Raw genomic sequence first — 22,878 nt, 5'->3', positions numbered from 1 at the left:
GGGAGCAGACCCGGCGCGGACATCGTGCCGGGCTGCCGCATGAGGAGATTATGGCAAGTTCGCCGATCATGTCGGAAGGTTCGGCTTCTGTGATTCCCGCGCATTGGCGGGATTTCGTTGCGCTGACCAAGCCGCGGGTAATGACCCTGGTGGTTTTCACCGGGCTATGCGGCTTGCTTGCCGCGCCGGGTCATATTCATCCGGTGTTGGGCTTCACGGCGATTCTCTGCATCGCCCTGGGCGCGGGCGCGGCCGCGACGCTCAATCAGTGGTATGAGGCCGATATCGACGCCAAGATGAAGCGTACCGCCAATCGCCCGATCCCGGCCGGACGGATGGATCGGCAATCGGCCCTGCATTTCGGCATTGGCCTGTCCTTCTTTTCGGTGTTGCTGATGGGGATCGCCACCAATTGGCTCGCGGCCGCCGTGCTGGCGGTGTCGATCCTCTTCTATGTTTTCGTTTATACCATCTGGCTGAAGCCGCGGACGGCGCAGAATATCGTGATTGGTGGCGCGGCGGGCGCGTTCCCGCCGGTGATTGGCTGGGCGGCCGCGACAGGCCATATCAGCGCGCTGCCAATCGCTCTTTTCATGTTGATCTTCTTCTGGACCCCGCCGCATTTCTGGGCGCTCGCGCTTTTCGTGAAGACCGATTATGCCGCCGCCGGCATTCCGATGCTGCCCGTCGTTTCGGGTGAAGTCGCCACCCGCCGCCAGATCTGGTTCTACACCGCAGTCATGGCGGTCGCCGCGATGGCGCCTGTGTTGCTGCGCCTGACCGGCCCCGTCTATGGCACGGCGGCCCTGCTGGGCACCGCGCTCTTTGCAGTCTTTGCCTTTCAGGTCTTCCGTCGCCGCGAAAGCGATCCCGTGCGCATGGGACCGGAAAAGCGGCTGTTCAAATATTCGATCCTCTATCTCTTCCTGCTGTTCGGGGCGGTGGTGATCGACCGTTGGATATTCGCATGACGCCCGAAGAAGACCGCCAGATCCGCTCCCGCCAGAAAAGCCGGGCCATTGTGACGGGCCTGTTGCTGGGTGCGCTGGTCCTTCTTTTCTACGCGATCACCATCGCCAAGATCGGCGGAGGCCATTGATGGCGAGCTTGCCTCCCTCTCCGTTCGACCGGGACCGGCGCAACCGGCGCACCATGATCGGGATGGCGGGCATTGGGCTGGCCATGTTGGGCCTCGGCTTCGCTTCGGTGCCGCTCTACCGGATTTTTTGCGAACGCACCGGCTTTGGCGGCACCACGCAACGGGCTGGCGATGATGTCCAGGTCCGGGAAGCCGCCGGACACCGCATGTCGATTCGTTTCGATTCCAACGTGGCGCCCGGCATGCCCTGGCAATTTCGCCCCGAGCATCCGACCCAGACGGTCACCGTCGGTGCCCGCAGCATGGCGATTTTCCTGGCAAAGAACATGTCGGACAAGCCCGTCACGGGCACCGCCAGCTTCAACGTCACGCCTCTGCAGGCGGGGGCCTATTTCACCAAGATTCAATGCTTCTGCTTCACCCAGCAAACCTTGCAGCCGGGGGAAGAAGTCCGCATGCCGGTGATCTATTATGTCGATCCGAAGATCTTGAGCGATTCCGACAATAAGGACACGCAGGAAATCACGCTGAGCTATACCTTCTATCCTGTTGAGCAGGATAAAAAGCCAAGCTAAGCAACAACAATAACGCGAACGGGGATGAGAACGTCATGGCAGGCGCCAAGAACCACGATTATCATATTCTTCCGCCCAGCATTTGGCCCTTTTTCGGGTCCATGTCGGCGCTGGTCATGGCCTTTGGTGCGATCATGTGGCTGCATCCCGACGCCACGCCGGCCGGCGGCGGCTGGGTTTTCCTGATCGGCGTGGCAGGCGTGCTGTTCACCATGTTCAGCTGGTGGAGCAATGTCATTGCCGAGGCCCATGCCGGCGACCATACGCCGGTGGTGCAGCTTCATTTGCGCTACGGCATGATCCTGTTCATCGCATCGGAAGTGATGTTCTTCGTCGGATGGTTCTGGTCCTTCTTCGATTTTTCGCTCTTCCCGAGCCAACTCGCGCCGATCGAAGGGATGTTCCCGTCCAAGGGCATCGAGGTGATGAACGCCTTCGAACTGCCGCTGCTCAACACGCTGATCCTGCTCTGTTCGGGCACGACCGTGACCTGGGCGCACCATGCGCTGATCCATGGCGATCGCGAGGGATTGAAGCGGGGCCTGACCGTCACCGTCATTCTCGGCCTGCTCTTCTCCTCGATCCAGGCCTATGAATATGCGCATGCGCCCTTCCCCTTCGGTCATACGCCCTATAGCTCGGCCTTCTACATGGCTACCGGCTTCCACGGCTTCCACGTCCTGATCGGCACCATCTTCCTGATCGTGAACCTGATCCGCGCGCATCGGGGCGATTTCACCCCGCGCCAGCATTTCGGTTTCGAGGCGGCTGCGTGGTATTGGCATTTTGTCGACGTGGTGTGGCTGTTCCTCTTTGTGGTCATCTATGTTTGGGGCGGCTGGGGCGCGCCGGTTCACGGCGGTTGATCGGACGGCTCCGTCCATGATTTGGGTGGAAACGGCCGGATGCATTCCGGCCGTTTTCTTTTTGGAAAGGCGGCCTTATGCCTGATTCCATGCTATCGACCGATCCCGGTTCCGGCGCATCGCAGCCCTTGCTGGTCGCAGCGGCGCAGGGAAGCTGCCCGCAATGCGGGGCGGCGACGCTGTTCGTCGGACCGGTGCGCTTCGCCCCTTCCTGCCGGGCCTGTGGGCTCGATCTTGCGCAGTTCAACGTCGGCGACGGCCCGGCGGCCTTCCTGACCCTGATCGTGGGCACCGTGATGGTTGTATTGGCGCTGACCCTGGAACTGAAGGTTCATCCGCCGCTCTGGCTTCATATCCTGCTGTGGACGCCGTTGACGGTGCTTGCTGTCGTCGGGAGCCTCCGGGTGGCAAAGGCCATGCTGCTGATCCTGGAATATCGCAACCGGGCGCGTGAGGGGCAATGGAAGGTCAAGGAGCGTGAGCAATGATCCGGCGCCTCCCCCTCCTGCCGACCCTGATCGTCGCGGCGGCGGTGCTGGTGATGATCGGCCTTGGTGTCTGGCAATTGCAGCGGCGGGCGGAAAAGGAAGCGATGCTTGCGTTGGTCGCGGCCAATCCGGCGCGACCCGCAGTGGCTTTCCCCGCCTTTCCGCCGGTGCCGTCCGACCTGCTCTTCCGCCGCTCTTCCGTTCATTGCCTGCATGTCATTCATTGGCATAGCGAGGCGGGCCGCGCGGCCGATGGATCGACCGGCTATCGCTATATCGCCGAATGCGCGACCGGTGCCGAGGGGCCGGGCGTGCTGGTCGCGGCGGGCGTGGCGGCTCGACCCGATGCCACGCCGCAATGGCGCGGCGGCCAGATCCGCGGGTGGATTGGAGAGGAGCCGGATCATCGATCCCTGTTCTCGCGGATCGGCGGCAAGTCGCTTCCCCTGAGGCCGATGCTGATCGCCGGAGAGGCCGTGCCGGGCCTCAAGCCGCTGGCGCCGCCGACGGTGGCGGATGTGCCCAACAACCATCTGGCCTATGCCGTGCAATGGTTCATCTTCGCCGCCATTGCCGTCATCATCTATCTTCTGGCGGCTTTCAGGCGGCGGTCCACGCCTTAAATGCTTGCTCGAAGCCGCGTCCAGCGCTACCGGGCTACCCCATCATGCAATATGTGAGCACCAGGGGGAGCGCGCCCGCGCTCGGGTTTGAGGATGTGACGCTGGCAGGGCTGGCGTCCGATGGCGGACTCTATCTGCCGGAACGCTGGCCGAGCTTCTCCGCCGAGGATATTCGCGCGCTTTCGGGCCTTTCCTATGTTGAGACGGCGGTGCGGGTCATGGCGCCCTTCGTCGCAGGATCGCTCAGCGAAGAGGAACTGCGGGAGCTGTGCACCGCCGCCTATGGCCGCTTCAGCCATGATGCGGTGACGCCGCTGGTGCAGTTGGATCACCGGCACTGGCTGCTCGAACTGTTCCATGGCCCGACGCTGGCGTTCAAGGACGTGGCGCTCCAACTGCTCGGCCAATTGTTCGAGCGCTTCCTGTCGCGGCGGGAGGATCATCTCACTATCGTCGGCGCGACTTCCGGAGATACCGGGTCGGCGGCGATCGATGCGGTGGCGGGCCGGGCGAAGATCGACATCTTCATGCTCCATCCCGAAGGCCGCGTGTCGGACGTTCAGCGCCGCCAGATGACCACGGTGCTGGCGCCCAATGTCTACAATATCGCCATCGACGGCAGCTTCGACGATGCGCAGGCGCTGGTGAAGGCGATGTTCAACGATGCGGCCTTCGCGCGGCGGTTCAACCTGTCGGCGGTGAACAGCATCAATTGGGCGCGGCTGATGGCGCAGGTCGTCTATTATTTCTACGCTGCCGTCCGGCTGGGCGCGCCGGAGCGGGCGATTGCCTTCTCCGTGCCGACCGGCAATTTCGGCGATGTGTTCGCGGGTTATGTCGCGGCGCAGATGGGCCTGCCGGTAGCGAAGCTGATGGTCGCCACCAACGTCAACGACATCCTGCACCGTGCCCTCGCCGAGGGTGACTATAGCCAGGGTCAGGTGGTGGCGACGGCAACGCCGAGCATGGATATCCAGGTCAGCTCCAATTTCGAGCGGCTGCTGTTCGATGCCGGTGGGCGCGACGGCAAGGCGCTGGCGGAGCAGATGAAGGGTTTCGAGGCGAGCAAGGCGATGCGCCTCACCAATGCGCAGCGGGATGGCGCGTCGAAGCTGTTCACCTCCGCCCGGGTCGATGCCGACGGTATGACCATGGCGATGCGCTGGGCTTATGACGCGGCGGGACAGGTGATCGACCCGCACAGCGCCATTGGCCTCGCTGCGGCACGCACGGTCGATCTCGACCCGTCAGTGCCGGTGGTGACGCTGGCGACCGCGCATCCAGCGAAATTCCCCACGGCGGTCGAGCGGGCGACCGGCACCCGTCCGGCCCTGCCGTCGCGCGTGGGCGATCTGTTCGCGCGGGAAGAAGCCTATGCCAAGCTGCCCGGCACCTTCGACGCGGTCACGGCTTATGTCGCGGAGCGGGCGACGCCGAGGGCTTGAGGGGTGGACCTTCAAGCCCTTCTTGGTGAACCCTGGTCCGACTATGGCCTGATCGATTCGGGCCATGGGCGGAAGCTGGAGCGCTACGGTCGTTTTCGCTTCATCCGACCTGAACCGCAGGCGATGTGGGCACCGGCGCAGGCCGACTGGCAGGCCGATGGCGAGTTCGTGCCCGGTTCCGACGAGGAAGGCGGTGGGCGCTGGTTCTATGAACGGCCGGTCCCCGCAGAGGGCTGGCCGCTGCATTGGAATGAGGTGACTTTCCAGTCGAGTTGCACCCCTTTCCGGCATCTCGGCTTCTTTCCCGACATGGCGCCGGTCTGGGACTGGATGCGGGGCAAGATCGCCGACAAGAACGAAGCGCAGGTCATGAACCTGTTCGGCTATACGGGGGTCGGCACGCTGGCGATGGCGGCTGCGGGCGCGCAGATGGTGCATGTCGATGCCTCCAAGAAATCGGTGGCGCAGGCGCGGGCCAATGCGGCGCTGTCGGGCCTGGAGGATCGGCCAGTGCGCTGGATCGTCGACGACGCCGCCAAATTTGTCGCGCGCGAGGTGCGGCGCGGACGGCGCTATGATGGAATATTGCTCGATCCCCCCAAATATGGGCGCGGACCGGACGGCGAGGTGTGGCGGCTGGAAGAGGATCTTCCTGGCCTCATCGCCAATTGTCGGCAGTTGCTGGACGCGGACAGCCGGTTCCTGTTCCTGACCGTCTATGCCGTGCGGATGTCGGCGCTGGCGATCGGTGAACTGCTGAAACAGGCCTTTGCCGATCTGCCCGGCAGGGTGGAGGCGGGGGAACTGGCGGTGCGGGAAGAGGCGCGGGGATTGCGCCTGCCCACGGCGATCTGGGCGCGGTGGAGCCGCTGATCCATTGACAGGATGCGGGCGCGAAATGCGCCCTTTCTTGCTACAGGCAGTGGGTGTGATGCACTCGATCCTCCCCATCCGGCGATGGGGAGGATTTGGATCGTGCGATTATTCCGTCAGAAGGACGCGGTGACGGAACCGACCACGCCGGCCTTGCTGATGTTGCGGCCGCTCGGGCTGTAGGCCGACTTGTCGGTGTCGACATAGGACACGCCGAAGGTCAGGTGACTCCAGCTGTAGGTCGCGCCGATGTTCCAGTCGGTATATTCCTTGCCGATGGTCAGATAGCTGGGACCGAAGCTGTGGCCCAGATGTGCCGATACGCCCAGCGGGGTGTTGGGAATGCTGGTCGACAGGTCGCCGGCGATGTACAGATTATCTTCCCGGGTCAGGCCGCCGTCGACCGAGAGGGCGCGCGATTTCGGCGCGTAATTGGCGGTCAGCTTGGCGGTTGCCGGGCCGAAGGTGCCCTTGATCGAGGCATAGGGTTCAACGAAGTCGGTGTTGGCGCCATGCGAGCCGGGATAGTAATAATAGAGTACGCCGACATCGACCGTGGCGGCGCCGATGGTCTTGGAATAGCCGGCGATCAGGTCGAGTTCCTGGTCGCTGCCATTGGCGACATAGTCGTCGATCGAGCTGCCCCAGGTCGAGACATAGAAGCCCGAGGAATGGGTGACGGTGATGCCGCCCTGAAGCGCGAAGCGCTTGTCGGTCTGCGAAATGCCACGGAAGCGATAGTCGGTGACGACGGCGGCGTTGCCGGACACGGTCAGGTCGGACGTGGGCACGTCCTGGGCGAGGGCCGGTGTCGACACGGTCGCGGCAAGAGCGAGGGCCGAGAGGCCGATTATGGACTTACGCATGAGGTTTCCCCTTGATGGTTATCTGCGATCGTCCCGCCTGCGTCATGACGCCCGGTCTCTATTGCCCGCGGGGGGATGGACCGGATTGTCTCAACGGCCTTGGGATGCCTGTCTCCGTTGCGGTGCACAAGATTTTATTGCTGATGCATGTCTTTTGGTTCCGTAATGTTGCTGACCTGCAACAAAATCGGGCATGAATGTGGCGCGACAATCCCCTGGACGCGCGCTTTCCGCCGCAATTGCCGTGAGGGAAAGCTATTGCGGCCGCGAGCCGCCGGGGGGCGCGTGGATGACGCGTTGCGGATAGGGGATGGTGATCCCATGTTCACGGAACAGCAGCCACAGCCGGTTGAGCACGTCCGACTTCACGCTGCCGACCCCGCTCTCCGGATCGCTAATCCACACCAATATGTCATGTTCGACGCGATTCTCGCCAAAGGCGGTCAGCCAGACATTGGGCTTGGGATTGCGAAGCACGCGGGGGCTTTCCTGCGCGGCGCGGAGCATCAGCTCCTGCGCTAGCTTGAGATCGCTGTCGAAACCGATCCCCACCGGAATGCGGACGCGGACATTGCGGTCGGAATAGGACCAGTTCTCCACTTCCTGCGTCATCAGATTTTCGTTCGGGATCAGGTGCTCCTTGCCGTCGCGGGTGATGACGGAGACGGCGCGCACGCCGATCTTGTTCACCCAGCCGAAGCTGTCGCCCACGACGATGACGTCGCCCGGCTTGATCGAGCGGTCCATCAGCAGGATGATCCCGGCGATGAGGTTGCCGAAGGTCTTTTGCAGGCCGAAGCCGACCGCCAGACCCAGCGCACCGGAAAAGACGGTGAAGGCGGTGAGGTCGATCGCCAGAAGATCGACGCCGATGAAGAAGGCGGCGACGATCACCGCGATCGCGGCCAGTTTCTGCGCGAGCAGCTTTTGCGTGGCGTCCAGGCCGTGGGCGTGGGTGATGCTGCGCCCGATCATGCGGTTGGCGAGGCGGACAAGCGCGAACAGGGCGACGCAAGTCGCGGCCATGCTGACCAGCCCGAGCAGAGTGATGCGGCGTTTGCCGAGATTGATGCCGACACCGTCGAGCATGCCGGCCGCGGGCGCGAAACCGCCGCTGCTGCTGGAGAGGACCGTGACGAAGAGGAGCAGGGCAATCGGCACCACGGCCCAGCGCGGGATGGCGAGGCTGCGCAAGATGTGGACGGCGAGGGCCGAAAAAGCGAAGGCGAGCGCGGCGCCCAGCAGCAGATGGGCAAGGCTGTCGACCGGCCAGAGCGCGGTGGGCAGGATGAGCAGCCCGCCCGCCAGCAGGTGACGCAGGATCGGGCGGAGATGCCCCGCCAGCGCGTCGCCCAGCGGGCGGATACGGCGGCGCATCAGCGGCCCCAGAATATGGGCGACCGCGTCGGCAATGAGATAGATCAGCCCGGCAACCGCCAATGCGACCAGCGGATGGACGATGGCGGGATCGCCGGGGATCAGGGCAAGCAGCGCGGGGAAGCCCGGCGTCATCCGCGCGCCGCCCGGAAGCGGGCAAGGCCGGCGTCGAGGTCCACGATCAGGTCGTCGGGATCTTCGAGGCCGATTTGCAGGCGGACCACGGGCCCTTCGGCCTGCCAGAGCGTGGCGCTGCGATAGCGGGCGGGATCGACCGGCAGGGCGAGGCTTTCGAAGCCGCCCCAGCTATAGCCGATGCCGAAATGGGCGAGGCCATCGATCAGGGCGGCGCGGGCCTGCTCGTCGCCGCCACGCAGGATGAAGCTGAACAGGCCGGACGAGCCGGTGAAGTCGCGTTGCCACAGCGCATGGCCGGGGCAGGAGGGCAGCGCCGGGTGAAGGACGCGGGCGACATCGGGCTGTTCGGACAGCCATTGGGCGATCTTCAGCGCGCTCGCCTGATGCTGATGAAGGCGCACGCCCAGCGTGCGCAGGCCGCGCGAGGCGAGCCAGGCGTCGTCGGGGCTGCTCATCTGGCCGAAGAGATAGGCCGTCTGGCGGATTTTCGGGAAGAGGGCCGGGGTGGCCGTCACCGATCCCATCATCACGTCGCTATGGCCGACTATATATTTGGTGCAGGCGAGGATGCTGATGTCGACGCCGTGGGACAAAGCGGGGAAGAACAAGGGCGTCGCCCACGTGTTATCGATCAGGGTTGCGATGCCCTTTTGGCGCGCAATGGCGGTGATGGCGGGGACGTCCTGCACCTCGAAGGTCAGGCTGCCGGGGCTTTCCATGAAAATGGCGCGGGTGGTGTCGGTGATGAGGTCCGCGATCCCGGCGCCGATGCCGGGGTCGTAATAGACCGTCTCGATCCCGAGCGGCCGCAGCATCTGTTCGCAAAAATTGCGGGTGGGGTCATAGGCGCTGTCGACCATCAGAAGCCGGTCGCCTGGCTTCAGCACCGCCATCAGCGCGCAGGCAATGGCCGCAACGCCGGAGGGATAGAGCATCGTGCCTTCGGCGCCCGGCTCCATTTCGGTGAGAGCATCGGCGAGGCTCCATGACGTCGGCGTGCCCTTGCGGCCGTAGAAGAGACGTTCATGGGTGCTGCCGCGCGCCGCACTGCGCAGATGCGCGACATCGTCGTAGAGGATGGTGGAGGCGCGCCAGACCGGCGGGCTGACGATGCCGCCGGGCTGACCGGGCATGCCGGTCCATTCGGACTTGCGGCCCGCCTGGGCGAGGTGGGTGAGGGGCTTGCGGTTCTTGGTCATGCTGCGGGGCCGGTTTCCTTCGGCGTGGCGGGGTCGAGGCCCCATTCGGACCAGCTGCCGTCATAGAGGGTAACGTCGGTCTTGCCGAGCAGCTCGAGGCCCGCGAGCAGGATGGCCGCCGTGACGCCGCTGCCGCAGCTGGTGATGATCGGGCGGTCGAAATCCGTACCGGCATCGAGGAAGAGACGGCGAAGGGCTTCGCCCTGCTTCATGCTGTTGTCGGCATTGTAGAAGGTCGAGGAGGGGATGTTGCGGCTCCCCGGAATATGGCCCGACGCCATGCCGGGCCGCGGTTCCTTTTCCTCGCCGGTGAAGCGGGGGGCACCGCGCGCGTCGAGAACCTGTTCGGCCCGGCTTTGCAGGTTGGCGAGCAGGTCTTGCCTGGTGCGGACCTGCGCGGGGGCGCGGCGGGCCACGGCGTTGCCGCGCGGAGGCGTGGGGTTGCCGCTTTGCGTGGCCCGGCCTTCCGCCAGCCATTTGACGAGGCCACCGTCGAGGATCGCGGCGCTTTGGCCGACGCCATAGAGGCGCATCATCCACCAGCCGCGCGCGGCGCTGTGGGTGGGACTGTTGTCATAGACGATGATGCGGCTGTCGGCGTCGATGCCGAGCTGCTGGCAACGCTCGGTCATGAAGGCGTCGGTCGGCAGCATGCCGGGGCGCGGATCGTCCGGATCGGCCAGGGTAGGGAGGTCGAGGAAGGTGGCGCCGGGGATGTGGGCGGCCTCGAACTCGGCCCTGGGGTCGCGCGGGGTGCCGGGGAGGAAGAGGCTGGCGTCGACGATTCTGAGGTCGGCCCCGAGATCGGCCCCGAGATCGGCTTTACCCAGCTCTCCAGCGAGCCAGTCGGTGGATACCAATATGTCCATGCGGCCTTTTCCTTCGTACTCCCGTCCTTTCTAGGATCGGCAGACGAAGGTGGGAAGGGCTGATCGGCGTGGGCGTGTTTGCGTTCCAGACGAAAACGCTCCCATCCTTCGATGCCGCATTTTCCGAGCCGCTGACCGTACGGCCAACTGGAAACCGGTGCCCACTTTTTCGCACGATGCTCTAGCTGGCGAGCGACAGTGCGGTCGCGCGGCTGCCGGGGGTGCGATATTGGCGTGGGCCGAGGTCGAGACGGAAGGGGGCGAGGCGTTCGACCGGGGGCGATTGCTCCTCGCCCACGATGAAGGCGCGGCCGGTGCGGCCGATGCCCGGATTTTCAGCGCCTTCACCTTCGCCCGTCCAGCGATATTGCGCGTCGAAGGCAATCAGCGGGATCAGCAGCGCGCGCTCGCCCATCTGGATCGCCGCGATTTCCGGGGCGCCGAGGCGCATTTCGCCGCTGAGCTTTTGCGTTTCGCCCGGCGCGATGGTGACGATGGAGTGCACGGGAAGGCCCGTTTCACCGGCGAAGAACTGCTGGAACAGCAGCTGTTGCTGGGCGTCCGCATTCGCGATCAGGCTGCGGACGAGGACATCCTCCGCCGCGTGGGTGCCGCGATTATGGAGGGTCAGCGTGTAGCCGATGGTTGCGCCCATCAGCGTCAGGCGAGCGGCCTGCACGTCCATGGCGAGGTCGAGCCAGGGGCGATCCATGGCGGCCGGCGCGGGGTCGGGCTTGACCGGGCCCGGTGGCGGGACAGGAGCAGGCTGGGGCGGTGCCGGCTGGGGCTGCATGGGGCGCGGCGCCGACGGTTGGGGTGCGGGTTCCTCTTGATAAGCCGGCGCATCGGCCGCTTCCGGCTTGCGGCGGCGCAGCCAGAGGAAGGCGCCGATCAGCGCGACGACTGCGGCTGCGCCAGCGATCCAGGTCCAGTTGGAGGCCGGCTCTTCGGCGGGCATGAGCGGCGGCGCCTGGGGCGCGGAGGCGGCATTGTCGGCAGCCGGGAGCGCCTGATTCTCGACCGGCTGGGGCGCTGGAGCCGGTGCGACGGGTGCCGGGCTTGCAATGGGCGGCGTCGGTTCGGGTGCGCCCGGGGTTTCGGCGGGGGGCGTCACCGGGCGGCGTGGTTGCTGCTGTTGCGGTTGGGGCGCGGGCTGCGGCGCGGGCTGGGGCGCGGGCGTGACGGCGGGCGGCACCTGAATCGTCGGAAGGACCACCGGCGGCGGCGTCACGCTTGTCGGCGCGCCCCGAAAGACGTCGAGTTCGGGGCCTTGCTGTTTGGGATTGGTCGTTTGCGGATGCGGGCTGTTCGGCAGGTTGAAGACCGGTTCCGTGCTGTTGTCCTGCTGGGCGAGGGCGGGCGCGGCCAGCAACAGCGGCGCGGCGAACAGCGGCGAGAAACGGAACCCCATGGGTGGCAGCCAAGGCATGGCGTCTGTTGAACCTGTCATGAATGAAAGGCAAGAGAGGCGTGACGATGACATTGGCCGTGCAATCGCGTAGACGGCCTGTCCATGACTGACATGCCGACTCCACTTCATCTGGGGCAAAACAGCGCCCTGCCCACGCGCCCGGAAGACGCTGCGCTGGACTATGTGCCCAATCCCCGGCCGGGCAAGCCCTATCTGGTGCGCTTCACCGCGCCGGAGTTCACCTCGCTCTGTCCGGTGACCGGGCAGCCCGATTTCGCCCATCTGGTGATCGACTATGCGCCCGCCGCGACCATCGTTGAATCGAAGTCGCTGAAGCTGTTCCTGGGATCGTTCCGCAACCATGCGGCTTTCCATGAGGATTGCACCGTGGGGATCGGGGAACGGTTGTTTGCCGAGATGAACCCGATCTGGCTGCGGATCGGGGGCTATTGGTATCCGCGCGGGGGGATTCCCATCGATGTGTTCTGGCAATCCGGGGAACCGCCTGCGGGTCTGTGGCTGCCTGCGCAGGATGTGCCGGGCTATCGCGGCCGGGGTTGAGGATCGGCCGTCATTCCGCCGATGCGGGCCTGCAAAGAGCGATTTCCTGCGTTCCCGCGCTCACCTCCTCATGAGCGCGCTGCGCTCCGGTGCACTCTTTTCGACTCCACCGGGACGAAAAGCCAACCGACCCTTCGTCGCCATCCCTTTGTTTGACAAACGAACAACAAACTTCGACTAACGACATCAGCGACGGGGCGCCCGGCTTGACCGATGAGGCGAAAGGGGCGATCCCCTGTCATCATGGCGCGGCCTGTTTTCGCCGTGCCGTTCCAACGTGTCGGAGTTGTGAACCTCATGTCCTTTTCGAAAATTCTTCCGCTGATGGTGGCGGCTGCGCCGATTGCCATGGCTGTTCCGGCGCTGGCCCAGACGGCGCTGCCCGCCGGACCTGCCGCGGGCGTCACCACCCAGTTGCCGCGCGGCGCCGCGCCCAGCCATTACGCGATTCAGGTGACGCCCGACGCGGCGAACCTGACATTCAGCGGCCAGACGGTGATCGACATCAGCGTGTCGCAGACGATGCCCGTGCTGGTGCTGAACGCCGCCGATCTGACGATCGGCTCGGTCACGCTCACCCCGGCAAAGGGCAAGGCAGTGAAGGGAACGGCGAAGATCGACGCCGACGCGCAGACCGTGACTTTCGATTTCGGCAAGCCGGTCCAGCCGGGCAGCTACAGCCTCGCCATCGACTATGCAGGCATCATCAATACGCAGGCGAATGGGCTGTTCGCGCTCGATTATACCGACAATGCCGGCAAGGCGAAGCGCGCGCTGTTCACCCAGTTCGAGGCGCCGGACGCGCGCCGTTTCGTGCCAAGCTTCGACGAGCCGAGCTACAAGGCGACGTTCGACCTCTCCGCCATTGTGCCTGCCGACCAGCTTGCGGTCAGCAACATGCCGGTCAAGAGCAGCGCGGACAGCGCGGGCGGCAAGAAGCTGGTGACATTCGGCACCTCGCCCAAAATGTCCTCCTATCTGCTGTTCTTCGGCCTGGGCGAGCTGGACCGTGCGACCAAGATGGCCGGGAATACCGAGGTCGGCGTCATCACGGGCCGGGGCAATACCGGCAAGGCGCAGCTGGCGCTCGATGCCTCGGCGGCGATCCTGCCCTATTATAACGACTATTTCGGCGTGCCCTTCCCGCTGCCCAAGCTCGACAATGTCGCCGGGCCGGGCCAGAGCCAGTTCTTCTCCGCCATGGAGAATTGGGGCGCGATCTTCACCTTCGAACGGGCGCTGCTGGTCGATCCGCGCTTCACCTCCGAAAGCACGCGGCGGACTATCTATTCCATCGTCGCGCATGAAATGGCGCACCAGTGGTTCGGCGATCTCGTCACCATGGCCTGGTGGGACGACCTCTGGCTGAACGAAGGTTTCGCGAGTTGGATGGCCACCAAGGTCACGGACAAGCTGAACCCGGAATGGGAAATGCTGCTGAGCCGCGTCAATGGCCGCGAGCGGGCGATGAGCCTCGATTCGCTGGTGACGACTCATCCGATCCTCCAGAAGATCAACACGGTCGATCAGGTGAATCAGGCGTTTGACGACATCACCTATGAAAAGGGTGAGGCGGTCATCACCATGCTGGAAGGCTTTGCCGGGGAGGATGCGTGGCGTTCGGGCATCCGCGCCTATATGAAGCAGCACGCATATGGGAACACCGTGACCGACGACCTGTGGAAGGCGGTCGAGGGCGCGGGCGCCAAGGGCGTGGTCGGCATCGCGCATGACTTCACCAGCCAGCCGGGCATCCCGCTGGTCAGGGTGGAGAGCGCGCAGTGCCAGGGCGGCTCGACCGTGCTGTCGCTGAGCCAGGGCGAGTTCAGCCGGGATCAGAAGAGCAAGGCGCCGCTGCGCTGGAACGTGCCGGTGATGGCGCAGACCATCGGCGGCGCGCAGCAGCGGCTGATCCTGAACGGGTCCGCACAGGTCACGCTGCCGGGCTGCGGGGCCTATGTCATCAATGCGGGGCAGACAGGCTATTATCGCTCGCTCTATCCGGAAGCGAATGTGAAGGCGCTGGCGAAGGACTTCACCCGATTGTCGTCCATGGATCAGATCGGCTTGCTGGCGGATAATTTCCAGCTTGGGCTGGGCGGCTATCAGCCCATGGGGCTGGCGCTGGATCTGGTGGATGCGGTGCCTGCTTCCGCCAGTCCCGCCGTGCTGGCGGAGGTGCCGGGCTATCTCGACAGCGTCCATAGCATGGTGGAGAGCGACAAGGCGGCGCAGGCCAGGGTGGCCGCCTATGCGTCGAAGAAGCTCAGCCCGGTGCTGGCGAGCGTCGGCTATGATGCCAAGCCGGGTGAAAATCCGCAGGTGCCGGTGCTGCGGTCGGCGCTGGTATCGACCCTGGGCGGCATGGGCGACAAGACCGTGGTGGCGGAAGCCAACAAGCGCTTTGCCGCGCTCGCCAGCAATCCGGCGGCGCTGGACGGGCCGCTGCGCAATGTGTGGCTGCACATCATTGCCCAGAATGCCGATGCGGCGACCTGGGACAAGCTGCGCGCCATGGCCAATGGCGCGAAGTCCGACCTGGAGAAGAGCACCACCTTCGCCCTGCTGGGCGTGGCGAAGGACGAGGCGCTGGCGAAGAAGGCGCTGGACCTCGCCATGACCGACGAGCCGGGCAAGACCACCAGTGCGGCGATCATTTCGGCCGTCGGGTCGGAACATGCGATGCTGGCGGTGGACTATGTGCTGGCGCACCGGCAGCAATATGAGGCGATGATCGATGTGTCGGCGCGGTCGCAGGCGATTGCGCGGCTGGGCGGCAATTCGGCCGATCCGGCGATGGCGACGAAGCTGGACAGCTATGCCACCCAATATCTGACGCCGGAATCGCGCAAGGTGGTGGATCGCTCCATCGCCGCGATCAAGACGCGGATCGAGACGCGGGCGCGGCTGAAGCCGGCGCTGACTGCCTGGTTTGCGAAGAAGTGAAATGACGGGACGGTGGAACGATCCACCGCCCTTTTTTCTAGGGTGTGTGGGGGATTCACCCCATGGCGGGCCAACTTTCTGCGCTTCCGGTGCTCGCCTCCTTTAAATACGCTGCGCGCCGGTTCTCGAACGCCACCATTTTCGCGTCACCCTGAACTCAATCCCCACGGGCCTTAGAACAATCTTCGTTCGAAGGCGGCCCGTTCCAGCTCTTCGCGAAAATCGGGATGAGCGATGGCGATCAGCGCGCGGGCGCGTTGGGAGAGCGTCTTGCCCTTCATATCGGCCCAGCCATATTCGGTGACGATGATATGGGTGTCGGTGCGCGGCGTCGTGACCGGGCCGTCGAGCCAGGGCACGATGCGCGAAACCTTCCCCTTCGCGGCGGTCGAGTGGCAGGCGATGATCGAGCGGCCGCCCTTCGACGCATAGGCGCCACGCACGAAATCGAGCTGGCCGCCGGTGCCGCTATATTGGCGACCGTTCATATATTCCGAATTGCAGGCGCCACTGAGGTCGACCTGAATGGTGGCGTTCACGGAAATCACTCGGTCGTTCTGCGCGATGATGTGGGGGGCGTTCACATATTCGACCGGATGCGCTGCCAGCGTCGGGTTGTCGTGCAGGAAATCGTAGAGGTCCTGATCGCCCATGGCGAAGGTGAAGACCGAGCGGCCGGGCAGGATCGCCTTGCGGCTGTTGTCGACCGCGCCCGCCCTGATCAGGCCGACGAGGCCGGGAGTCAGAAGTTCAGTGTGGATGCCGAGGTGCCGGTGATTCATCAGCGCGGCGCAGACCGCGTCCGGCACGGCGCCAATGCCCATTTGCAGGCAGGCGCCATCCTCCACCATCTCCGCGATGATGGCGCCGATGGCTTCGTCATTGGGGGTCCGGGGGAGGGCGGGGATCTGCAACAGCGGGGCGTCGTTCTCCACAATGGCGGCGACTGCCGAGAGCGGGATTTTGCAGTCGCCATGGACAGTGGGCATGGCGGGATTGACCTCCACGACCAGCCGGGCACCGCTGCGTGCGACGGCGAGGGCATAATCCGTATTGGTGCCCAGACTGAAGCAACCATCGGCATCCATCGGTGAGACCGTGGTGAACAGCGTGTCGGCGCGCAGATTCTCGGTCAGGATGCGGGGGATCTGGTGGAACTGGACCGGGAGCGTTTCAACGAAGGCCTGCGTCGTGCCTGCGCGCAACGCGTCGGTGGCGCGTTCGACGCCGCCATGGAACAGGCTGACATGACGGATGCGGTCGTGCAGGTCGGAGGAGAGGATGGATTTGCTCGCGGCCGGGCAGGCCAGCATGCAATAGAGGGTGCCGCCGGTGAGGTTGCCCGCGCGAACCCTGTCGGCCAGCGCATCCATCAGGGCAGGCGGGTAACTGACGCCGAGGCCGACGACCATTTTTGCGGCGTCGGGTATCAGCGCGACGGCCTGTGCGGCGGTCATGGTCTTGGCGCGGTAGGTTTCAACGATGGACATGAAGCTCTCCCCCATTTTGGAGGAATGTCGCGTTGTCGGGTGCTGAATGCAATGGGGCTGAAAGGAGGAGAGGACTTGCAGGCCCTCTCCTGAACGAACGCGCGTTAGTGAGTGATCCCCAGCGCCTTCATGATGTCGTTCCAGGCGACCAGTTTGAAGTTCTGGGCGGCGGCGGCGTTATGGCCGTCCTGCGCCACGAAGAGGCCGCCGGGGTAATTGGGGCCGAAATCGCCCAGCATCAATTCGATGCCGTCGGTTTCCTCCGCGCCGCCAAGGATGCCGTCGATCACGCGGAAGCGCCCGACATAGCTGTCGTCGCTCATGCGATAGAGGACATAGCCATTGTCGCCCTGACTGGAAACGAGGACATAGCCGTCCTTTTCCCCGATGGGGGCAAGGGCGACGCCTTCGGCATCCATGACGAGGTTCCTGCCGTCGGCGGCAGCGATTTTGGTCGGCGCGGTCGAGCCGGTCGCGCGGGCGTCGAAGCGCCAAAGGCCGACATCCTCCTCCGCCACATAAAGGATGCCGGTGCGGTCATCGACCGCACAGCCTTCCGATTGGGTGCCGAGCTTCAGGCTGCGGACGATCTTGCCCGAAGGCGCGGCGCTCCCGGTGTCGAGCGCAATCTGGTGGACCGTGCCGTCCTTGAGCACGATGAAGGCATAGATCGTTTCCGGCGCGCGGTACAGGCAGACGCCATAGGCTTCGCCCTGGCCCGCATCGATTTTGCCCAGCGCCGAAAGCTTGGCGGTGGCGGGATCGAGCCGGAAGAGGGCGAGCTTCGCCTGGGCGACATCGTTGCGGTCGCTGGCGACGACGAGGATGCCGTTTCCGCCATGGATCGCCACGCCGTCGCGCAGGTCGACATTATTGACCCGGCCCGCGTCCAGAAAGTCGCGGGTCTTGCCGTCAAGGCCATAGACATACAGCCCGGCCTTCTTGTCGGTGCCGACGATCAGGCTTTGCGCGGGATCGGCGGCGTTGCGCCAGATCGCCGGATCGTCCGCCGCGTCGGCATTGGCGGTGCCGACGGGAACGGTTTCCCCCCGCGCCGTGACGGTCGCGGCGGGGGTGGCGTTGGCGATGCGGGTTTCGACCGGGACCTCCCGTTCGCCCGTGGCGCAGGCCGCGAGCGAGAGGAAGGGCAGGGTGAAAAGGAGTTTTTTCCTCATCAGAAGTTCGCGCTCACGCCGAATTTGAGGGTCCAGCTGTAATTTTCATATTGCAGCAGACGCTGGCGGCCGCCCAGATTCTGATAGGCAAAATAGGGCGCGTTGGTGACATTCACCCAGTCGGCGAAGACGCGCACGCCCGGCGTGATGCGATATTTGGCGCTGAGGTCGAGCTGGAAATGATCGTCGACATAGCGGTCCTCCTCCGCCCTATCGCCGATTTCATCCAGATATTTGTCGCGATAGGTGCCCGCCGCGCGCAGCGAGAGCGGACCTTTTTCATAGCCCAGCACGACATTCAGCGTGTTCTTGGAAGACGCCGCCAGCGGAATCCTGCGCGGATCGGCAATGTCGCCATCGGTCAGCACCGTGCCCTTGGCGTCGGTATAGGTGTAGTTCACCTGCGCGAGCAGGCCGTCCAGGGGCGCGGGCAGGAAATCGAAAACCTGGCTGTAGCTGAGTTCGACGCCCTTGATCTTGCCGCTCGCGCCGTTGACAGGGATCGATGCCTCGTCCAGCAGCGCGGACCCATATTGATAGTCCTCGATCACCTGGACGTAGGTGAAATTCTTCACGTCCTTCCAGAAGAAGCCGCCTGACAGGGCCGCGTTGCGGCCGAAATAATATTCCGCCGACAGGTCGATGTTCCAGGCGCGATAGGGCTTGAGGTCGGGATTGCCGAATTCTCCCTCATTGTCTTCGATGACGACGCGAGGGGCGAGTTGCGACAGCTTGGGACGGACCAGGCTCTTATAACCGGCGGCGCGCAGGACAAGGTTGGCGACCGGCTCATAGCGGGCGGTGAGGCTGGGCAGCCAGTCGGTATAGCTGCGCTTGACGTTGAGCACGGTCAGCGTTTGCGCGTCGAGGTCGAGCAGGTTGCCGGTGATGTCGTTCTTCGTGTGCTCCATGCGCACGCCGCCGACCACGCGCAGTTTTGCGCTGTCCCAGCGGCCAAGCAGATAGGCGGCCTGAATATCCTCATCGACGCTATAGTCGGATTCGTTCGATGCCTGCCATGTGTCGCCATCGTCCAGTTCGAAGCTGGAGAAATTCTCGTTGAAATATTTGCGGAAGGATTTTTTCGCCGGGACCGGATCGATGCTGGCAAGGTCGTAATCCTGCTTGCCCAGAACATCGGCCAGCGTCAGGTCGCCGTCAAAGCCCTTATAGACATCGAAAGTGCCATTATAGGATTTGGTCCGCCAGCGGGCCTTGCCGCCCGCCTGGATGGTGAATTCGCCGCCGTTCATCGCAAACTTGCGGGAAATGTCGGCCTTGACCGCCCATTCCTCATCCTGCGAATCGCTCAGCGTGGTGCGTTCCACCTTGTCGAATTCATATTCGCCGGGGTCGAGGAAGATGTCGGCGCCCGAGGTGATGGCATAGGCCGTCCGGCGCGGATTGCCATAGTCGAAGACCACGCCGAAATCGTCGCCGTCATCGAACTTGCGTTCGAAGGCGACCGGGTCGATCGAACCATTCTCGCGCTCGGAGGATTTCGACAAGCTGCCCATATAGGTGAATTTCCATGGGCCGGTATTGGTTTCGCCGCCCAGACTGAGCGAGCGGATGCGCTGGCGTTCGAAGCGGTCCTTGAGGTCACGGGTGACGGTGATCTCGCCGTCCTGCGAGTCGAAGCCGGCGGTCGTCGCGCTGCCGGAGGAGGGCGCTTCGTCCATTTCGAAGGTCAGGCGGCGGCGATATTCCTGATCGTCGAACTGGCTGTAGAGGCCGCGGGCGTAGAGCTTGGTCGAGGGGCTGGGCTGCCAGTCGAGGCTGAGCGAAGCGCCGATACGCTTGCGGGTCACGTCATAGTCGCGATATTCCATGGTGTCGGCATAGGCGATGCCGTTGTCCACATCCCAGCCGTCCATTTCCTCATTATTGGTGGCGAAGCGGCGCTTATAATAGCTGGCGCCGCCCGCGATGCCGAAATTGTCCGTGATCTTCTTCGAAAAATCGAAGCTGCCCTTGGGCGTGACGCTGTCGGTCAGGTCGTTATAGCTGCCCTCGGCCTTGATCGAGAACAGGTCCTTCTTGCGGTCGAAGGCGCTGGTGGTGTTGATTTCGATCGAGGCGCCGATGGTGTCGCCGTCCATATCGGGGGTCAGCGATTTCTTGACCTCGATGGATTCGATGAGTTCGGACGGGATCACGTCCAGCGCGACCGAGCGGACGTCGCTTTCCGGCGCAGGCAGGCGCACGCCGTTGACCGAGGCGGCGTTGAGTTCCGGGTCGAGGCCGCGAACCGAGACGAAGCGGCCTTCGCCCTGGTCGTTGAGGATGTTGACCCCCGACAGGCGGCGCAGCGATTCCGCGACATTCTGATCGGGGAACTGGCCCACGGCGTCACGGGTCAGGACGCTTTCCACGCCATCGGCGGCGCGCTGGCGAGAGAGGGCGGAGGCTTGATTCGCGACCTGGCCGACGACGATGATCGAACTGTCGATGGTGGAGCCGATGCGGATGTCGGCGTCGACATCGCCGGTGGCGGGGACGATGACGGTCGCGCGCACCGGATCGGCGCCGACATAGCGGGCCTCGAGCGTGTAGGTGCCGGGCGCCACGTCGGGGAAACGGTAGCTGCCGTCGCGGCCCGCTTCGGCCACGCGGCCCAGTTCGACGATGCGCAATTGGGTCGATTGAAGTGCGCGGGTGCCTGTGCCGTCGGACACGGTGCCGGTGATGGTGCCCGCCAGCGCGGCGGCGGGCGTCGTGAGGGCAAGGGCCATGGCCGCGCGGCTTGCGCCACGGAAAAGACGATTCATGCGGAAGTCTCCCTGTTGCCGACGGGAGTTCAGCGGCGAACCGCTGCCCCCCATCCGGTCGAGGGGGCAGTGACGGCTATAGCTTACAGGGAAATGTTATTTCGATGACAGTTCGATGAAAAACGCCCTTGTTGCAAATTATTACAAAGGCGCAGCGGCTTGCCGCCTGAGGCGCGCATATAGCCCGCCGATCGCCGCCGCGAACAGGATGATGGAGGCGGGAACGGCCCAGCCATTTTCCGCCACCAGCGCCAGCGGCGCGTCGCTGTCGGTCGCCGCGACGATGCCCGCGAAGGCCACGCCGAACAGGCTTTCGCCGACGATGAAGCCGGTCGCCATCAGCACCCCCATGCGCTCGGCAAATTCGGGGTTGGACTGGCGCAGCGCCCAGCGGTTGTAGACATGGCCGATGACCGCGCCGACCGGGATCAGCAGGGTCAGCGCCATGGGCAGGTAGATGCCCATGCCCACCGCGAGCGGCGGCAGGCGCAGCTTGCCCGCCTTGCCCAGCAATTCGTCAATGGCGATGACGACGACGCCGATGCCCGCGCCGAAGCCGATGAGGTTCCAGTCGAGATCGCCGCCCAGCACGCCCTTGGCCAGTGCGGAGATCAGCGCAGCCTGCGGTGCCGGAAGGGCGCTGGCCTTGGCGCCCGGCGCGCCCGCGAAGCCGAAGGCGCTGTTCAGCAGGTCCAGCACCGGCGGGATCACCAGCGCGCCGAAGATCACGCCGAGGACGAGGGCTATCTGCTGCTTCCAGGGCGTTGCGCCGACGAGTTGGCCGGTCTTGAGATCCTGAAGATTATCGTTGGAAATCGTTGCGACGCCGAAGATGATGGCGGTTACGAACAGGGCATAGGCGATCAACGCCTCGCTCTGTTTCGGATCGCCGCCCGAGCCGTAGATCGCCGCGAGGATCAGCGACGCGCCCAGCACCGCGAGGATGCCGACGCCGGAAATCGGGCTGTTCGACGCGCCGATCAGGCCCGCCATATAGCCGCAGACCGAGGCGATCACGATGCCCGCGACCAGGATATAGGCCAGCGTCAGGGCGATGATCGGCACCGGATTGAGCGCGATGGGGCCGCCCTGCGCAAACATCCACAGCAGCACGGCAATGGGAACCAGCGAGGAGAGGATGGTGCCGCCGACGATGCCGATGGGCAGGTCGCGTTCGGTCAGGTCGAGCAGGCTGGCATTGCCGGCCTTGCGTATCCTGGCCGCGGCCAGGGCGGAGCGGATGCCGCTGACGATGGGCCCCAGTATCTTGAGCAGGGTCCAGATCGCGGCGATGCCGATGGTGCCTGCGCCGATGAAGCGCGCCTTCATGCGAAAGGTGGTGCCGACAATGTCCGCCAGATCGGCGCCGGAGGGCAGCGGGGCGGTGAGCGTGGGGACGATGCCGACCCAGCTGATGAGCAGGCCGAAGAACATGGCGACGCCCACCGACAGGCCGACCAGATGACCGACGCCGATCAGCGCCATGGAGAAGCTGGTGGAGACGCTGGTGGCGCCCGCGCCGAATTTGAAGAAGGTGGCGGCTTCCTCCGCGATCAGCTTCGTCTTGGCGAGGATCGAGAAGGCGGCGGCGGCGACCGAACTGGCGACGATGGCGGCAAGGCCGCGCTTATTCTCTTCCAGACCCTCGCGCGAACCCGCGCCGACCTTCAGCACCTCGGCGGCGGCGACGCCCTCGGGATAGGGAAGGTCGGAGCCGGTGACGAGCGCGCGGCGCAGCGGCACCGAATACATGACGCCCAATATGCCGCCCAGGGCGATGGTGAAGGCGGAAAGCCAATAGGGGAAACCCTGCCACCAGCCGATGATGACCAGCCCCGGCAACACGAAGATGATCGCCGACAGCGTGCCCGCCGCCGACGCGATCGTCTGGACGATGTTGTTTTCCAGGATCGTGCCGGTCGCGAACAGGCGCAGCACCGCCATGGAGATGACGGCGGCGGGGATCGATGTGGCGAAGGTCAGGCCGATTTTCAGCCCCAGATAGACATTCGCCGCGGTGAACAGCAGGGTGATGAGTGCGCCCAATATGACGCCGCGAAGCGTCAGCTCCGCCATGGGGGCCGGTTTGGCCGAATCGCCTATCGC

Annotated in this window: 19 protein-coding genes; 10 read left to right on the top strand and 9 right to left on the bottom strand. The window is 64.7% G+C overall.

The genetic code is table 11. From position 1 onward, the window contains the following. The first annotated feature begins 50 nt into the window (after positions 1-50). The 8 genes from F7P65_RS02035 to F7P65_RS02005 all read left to right on the top strand — a co-directional run bounded on the left by F7P65_RS02035 (position 51) and on the right by F7P65_RS02005 (position 5,969). A complete protein-coding gene (locus F7P65_RS02035) occupies positions 51-971 on the top strand; it encodes a heme o synthase (RefSeq protein ID WP_150290079.1) in 921 nt (306 codons plus the stop codon). After that, positions 968-1,099, top strand: coding sequence for a hypothetical protein (locus F7P65_RS22460; protein ID WP_275897541.1), 132 nt, complete (start codon positions 968-970; stop codon positions 1,097-1,099). Before F7P65_RS02035 ends, F7P65_RS22460 begins: the two co-directional genes overlap by 4 nt. Next, positions 1,099-1,674, top strand: a complete 576-nt coding sequence (locus tag F7P65_RS02030) for a cytochrome c oxidase assembly protein (protein WP_150290078.1) — start codon at positions 1,099-1,101, stop codon at positions 1,672-1,674. Before F7P65_RS22460 ends, F7P65_RS02030 begins: the two co-directional genes overlap by 1 nt. A gap of 35 nt (positions 1,675-1,709) precedes the next feature. Continuing rightward, positions 1,710-2,540: a cytochrome c oxidase subunit 3 gene (locus tag F7P65_RS02025; protein WP_150290077.1), complete on the top strand. Its 831-nt coding sequence runs from the start codon at positions 1,710-1,712 to the stop codon at positions 2,538-2,540. A 77-nt stretch (positions 2,541-2,617) separates the two neighbouring features. Then, positions 2,618-3,028, top strand: a complete 411-nt coding sequence (locus F7P65_RS02020) for a DUF983 domain-containing protein (protein ID WP_150290076.1) — start codon at positions 2,618-2,620, stop codon at positions 3,026-3,028. Further along, on the top strand, positions 3,025-3,651 hold the full coding sequence (locus tag F7P65_RS02015; RefSeq protein WP_150290075.1) for an SURF1 family protein: 627 nt from the start codon (positions 3,025-3,027) through the stop codon (positions 3,649-3,651). Before F7P65_RS02020 ends, F7P65_RS02015 begins: the two co-directional genes overlap by 4 nt. Before the next feature lie 44 nt (positions 3,652-3,695). Continuing rightward, a complete protein-coding gene (gene thrC, locus F7P65_RS02010; RefSeq protein WP_150290074.1) occupies positions 3,696-5,096 on the top strand; it encodes a threonine synthase in 1,401 nt (466 codons plus the stop codon). 3 nt (positions 5,097-5,099) lie between these two features. Further along, a complete protein-coding gene (locus F7P65_RS02005) occupies positions 5,100-5,969 on the top strand; it encodes a class I SAM-dependent methyltransferase (protein ID WP_150290073.1) in 870 nt (289 codons plus the stop codon). A 116-nt stretch (positions 5,970-6,085) separates the two neighbouring features. Here F7P65_RS02005 and F7P65_RS02000 read toward each other — a convergent pair whose 3' ends face one another. From F7P65_RS02000 to F7P65_RS01980, 5 genes are all read right to left on the bottom strand, one after another. Beyond that, positions 6,086-6,835 carry a TorF family putative porin gene (locus F7P65_RS02000; RefSeq protein WP_150290072.1) on the bottom strand — a complete coding sequence of 250 codons (750 nt, stop codon included), beginning with the start codon at positions 6,833-6,835 and terminating at the stop codon, positions 6,086-6,088. Positions 6,836-7,090: 255 nt separating this feature from the next. Beyond that, complete coding sequence (locus F7P65_RS01995; protein WP_150290071.1) at positions 7,091-8,347, bottom strand: mechanosensitive ion channel family protein; 1,257 nt, start codon at positions 8,345-8,347, stop codon at positions 7,091-7,093. Beyond that, entirely contained in the window at positions 8,344-9,594 is a 1,251-nt protein-coding gene (gene metC / locus F7P65_RS01990) for a cystathionine beta-lyase (protein WP_150290070.1), read from the bottom strand. The genes F7P65_RS01995 and metC overlap by 4 nt, the downstream gene beginning before the upstream one ends. After that, positions 9,546-10,418 (bottom strand): sulfurtransferase, encoded by an 873-nt coding sequence (locus F7P65_RS01985; RefSeq protein ID WP_150290069.1) that lies wholly within the window; start codon positions 10,416-10,418, stop codon positions 9,546-9,548. Before F7P65_RS01985 ends, metC begins: the two co-directional genes overlap by 49 nt. A 181-nt stretch (positions 10,419-10,599) precedes the next feature. After that, positions 10,600-11,847, bottom strand: coding sequence for a hypothetical protein (locus F7P65_RS01980; protein WP_240334166.1), 1,248 nt, complete (start codon positions 11,845-11,847; stop codon positions 10,600-10,602). 84 nt (positions 11,848-11,931) lie between these two features. On the opposite strand from F7P65_RS01980, the gene queF reads away from it, so the two are divergent. Together queF and F7P65_RS01970 are read left to right on the top strand one after the other, a co-directional pair. After that, positions 11,932-12,390, top strand: coding sequence for a preQ(1) synthase (queF, locus tag F7P65_RS01975; RefSeq protein WP_150290067.1), 459 nt, complete (start codon positions 11,932-11,934; stop codon positions 12,388-12,390). 297 nt (positions 12,391-12,687) lie between these two features. Next, positions 12,688-15,336: a M1 family metallopeptidase gene (locus F7P65_RS01970; RefSeq protein ID WP_150290066.1), complete on the top strand. Its 2,649-nt coding sequence runs from the start codon at positions 12,688-12,690 to the stop codon at positions 15,334-15,336. A gap of 173 nt (positions 15,337-15,509) precedes the next feature. On the opposite strand, the gene F7P65_RS01965 is transcribed toward F7P65_RS01970, so the two are convergent. From F7P65_RS01965 to F7P65_RS01950, 4 genes are all read right to left on the bottom strand, one after another. Beyond that, complete coding sequence (locus F7P65_RS01965; protein WP_150290065.1) at positions 15,510-16,826, bottom strand: acetyl-CoA hydrolase/transferase family protein; 1,317 nt, start codon at positions 16,824-16,826, stop codon at positions 15,510-15,512. Positions 16,827-16,930: 104 nt separating this feature from the next. After that, entirely contained in the window at positions 16,931-18,001 is a 1,071-nt protein-coding gene (locus tag F7P65_RS01960) for a phytase (protein WP_150290064.1), read from the bottom strand. Next, complete coding sequence (locus F7P65_RS01955) at positions 18,001-20,772, bottom strand: TonB-dependent receptor (RefSeq protein ID WP_150290063.1); 2,772 nt, start codon at positions 20,770-20,772, stop codon at positions 18,001-18,003. Before F7P65_RS01955 ends, F7P65_RS01960 begins: the two co-directional genes overlap by 1 nt. A gap of 141 nt (positions 20,773-20,913) precedes the next feature. Then, on the bottom strand, positions 20,914-22,848 hold the full coding sequence (locus F7P65_RS01950) for an OPT family oligopeptide transporter (protein ID WP_150290218.1): 1,935 nt from the start codon (positions 22,846-22,848) through the stop codon (positions 20,914-20,916). Positions 22,849-22,878: the final 30 nt, after the last annotated feature.

Origin of the sequence: Sphingobium estronivorans, from assembly GCF_008692605.1 — a bacterium.
Taxonomy (GTDB): Bacteria; Pseudomonadota; Alphaproteobacteria; order Sphingomonadales; family Sphingomonadaceae; genus Sphingobium; species Sphingobium estronivorans.
The sequence above is the reverse complement of the archived record's forward strand: the minus strand, read 5'-3'. Positions and strand labels throughout refer to the sequence as shown.

What these genes read in the sequence shown, in the direction of transcription:
- F7P65_RS02035 (WP_150290079.1), top strand. Translation starts at nt 51, where the DNA reads ATGGCAAGTTCGCCGATCATGTCGGAAGGTTCGGCTTCTGTGATTCCC.
- F7P65_RS22460 (WP_275897541.1), top strand. Translation starts at nt 968, where the DNA reads ATGACGCCCGAAGAAGACCGCCAGATCCGCTCCCGCCAGAAAAGCCGG.
- F7P65_RS02030 (WP_150290078.1), top strand. Translation starts at nt 1,099, where the DNA reads ATGGCGAGCTTGCCTCCCTCTCCGTTCGACCGGGACCGGCGCAACCGG.
- F7P65_RS02025 (WP_150290077.1), top strand. Translation starts at nt 1,710, where the DNA reads ATGGCAGGCGCCAAGAACCACGATTATCATATTCTTCCGCCCAGCATT.
- F7P65_RS02020 (WP_150290076.1), top strand. Translation starts at nt 2,618, where the DNA reads ATGCCTGATTCCATGCTATCGACCGATCCCGGTTCCGGCGCATCGCAG.
- F7P65_RS02015 (WP_150290075.1), top strand. Translation starts at nt 3,025, where the DNA reads ATGATCCGGCGCCTCCCCCTCCTGCCGACCCTGATCGTCGCGGCGGCG.
- thrC (WP_150290074.1), top strand. Translation starts at nt 3,696, where the DNA reads ATGCAATATGTGAGCACCAGGGGGAGCGCGCCCGCGCTCGGGTTTGAG.
- F7P65_RS02000 (WP_150290072.1), bottom strand. Translation starts at nt 6,835, where the DNA reads ATGCGTAAGTCCATAATCGGCCTCTCGGCCCTCGCTCTTGCCGCGACC.
- F7P65_RS01995 (WP_150290071.1), bottom strand. Translation starts at nt 8,347, where the DNA reads ATGACGCCGGGCTTCCCCGCGCTGCTTGCCCTGATCCCCGGCGATCCC.
- metC (WP_150290070.1), bottom strand. Translation starts at nt 9,594, where the DNA reads ATGGGGCCTCGACCCCGCCACGCCGAAGGAAACCGGCCCCGCAGCATG.
- F7P65_RS01985 (WP_150290069.1), bottom strand. Translation starts at nt 10,418, where the DNA reads ATGGACATATTGGTATCCACCGACTGGCTCGCTGGAGAGCTGGGTAAA.
- F7P65_RS01980 (WP_240334166.1), bottom strand. Translation starts at nt 11,847, where the DNA reads ATGCCTTGGCTGCCACCCATGGGGTTCCGTTTCTCGCCGCTGTTCGCC.
- queF (WP_150290067.1), top strand. Translation starts at nt 11,932, where the DNA reads ATGACTGACATGCCGACTCCACTTCATCTGGGGCAAAACAGCGCCCTG.
- F7P65_RS01970 (WP_150290066.1), top strand. Translation starts at nt 12,688, where the DNA reads ATGTCCTTTTCGAAAATTCTTCCGCTGATGGTGGCGGCTGCGCCGATT.
- F7P65_RS01965 (WP_150290065.1), bottom strand. Translation starts at nt 16,826, where the DNA reads ATGTCCATCGTTGAAACCTACCGCGCCAAGACCATGACCGCCGCACAG.
- F7P65_RS01960 (WP_150290064.1), bottom strand. Translation starts at nt 18,001, where the DNA reads ATGAGGAAAAAACTCCTTTTCACCCTGCCCTTCCTCTCGCTCGCGGCC.
- F7P65_RS01955 (WP_150290063.1), bottom strand. Translation starts at nt 20,772, where the DNA reads ATGAATCGTCTTTTCCGTGGCGCAAGCCGCGCGGCCATGGCCCTTGCC.
- F7P65_RS01950 (WP_150290218.1), bottom strand. Translation starts at nt 22,848, where the DNA reads ATGGCGGAGCTGACGCTTCGCGGCGTCATATTGGGCGCACTCATCACC.